This is a genomic window from Streptomyces sp. NPDC006925, from assembly GCF_042869575.1.
GTDB lineage: Bacteria > Actinomycetota > Actinomycetes > Streptomycetales > Streptomycetaceae > Streptomyces.
Genome location: NZ_JBIAGB010000027.1, coordinates 1 through 790, shown reverse-complemented (window position 1 = coordinate 790; position 790 = coordinate 1). Strand labels below are relative to the sequence as shown.

Sequence of the window (790 nt, the reverse complement as noted above, 5' to 3'; positions counted from 1 at the left end):
CGTCAAGGCCGGCGACCTGCGCGCCTGAGCGACAGCAAGGACAGGGAAGCGGCTCCAGCGCAGTAGGCCGCTGGAGCCGCTTCCCTCTGTACTCAGCCGATCTGCGTAGAGGAGAGCAGCGCCCCAAGCCGTCTCAGCCTCGCAACGAGGTCGCTTTCTCCACCGAATCCACGAACTGGATCATCTCGTTGTGGATGGAGCTCTTGGCCGGGTCGGGGAAGCGGATGTTGTGCCGGTAGTAGCGGTGGAAGGCGATGATCAACGCCGCGTGCACGATCTCCGTCGGCAGCGCTGCGGCATCCTCCCCGGACAGCGGTGCGATGTCCTGGTATCCGGAGAGAAGGGCATCCAGCCGCGCTGGGACCAGGATCCCGGCCTCCTGGGCAAGCCCTACGGCTGCCATTCCGAGGTCGAGGAGGGGGTCGTCAAGCGAGATCGTCTCCCAGTCCAGTACCGACAGGTGACCGTCCTGACGTACGACGACGTTGTCCGCGAAGAGGTCACCATGCACCACCGTGCTGCGGCGCTCACGCTCCGCTTCGACAGACTGGACCCGGTCGAGCCAACCCGTCAGCCAGATCGCAAAATCCCGGTCGGCGAACTCCGGGATTTCCGCAATGTGGGCGTTGGAGAGTCTCCGGGTCCCGGTTGGGATGTCCTCAAGCCCTGGGGAGCGCGGTGACAGGGCATGCAACTGAACCTCTTTCATCCTGTGCTGTAGAGGTGAAATGGGCTGGTCAGCGAGGGTGGTGACGCGGCAGAGCCCCTCGTCGTTGGCGTGGTGATCTCA

Annotated in this window: 1 protein-coding gene; it reads right to left on the bottom strand. The window is 64.4% G+C overall.

All coding sequences use genetic code 11. The features are described 5' to 3' along the window. Window positions 1–133: 133 nt before the first annotated feature. The gene (locus ACFYNS_RS27150; RefSeq protein ID WP_388605501.1) at window positions 134–709 is read right to left on the bottom strand and encodes a phosphotransferase; all 576 of its coding nucleotides are present in this window, start codon (window positions 707–709) and stop codon (window positions 134–136) included. Between the last annotated feature and the right edge of the window lie 81 nt (window positions 710–790).

What these genes read in the sequence shown, in the direction of transcription:
- ACFYNS_RS27150 (WP_388605501.1), bottom strand. Translation starts at nt 709, where the DNA reads ATGAAAGAGGTTCAGTTGCATGCCCTGTCACCGCGCTCCCCAGGGCTT.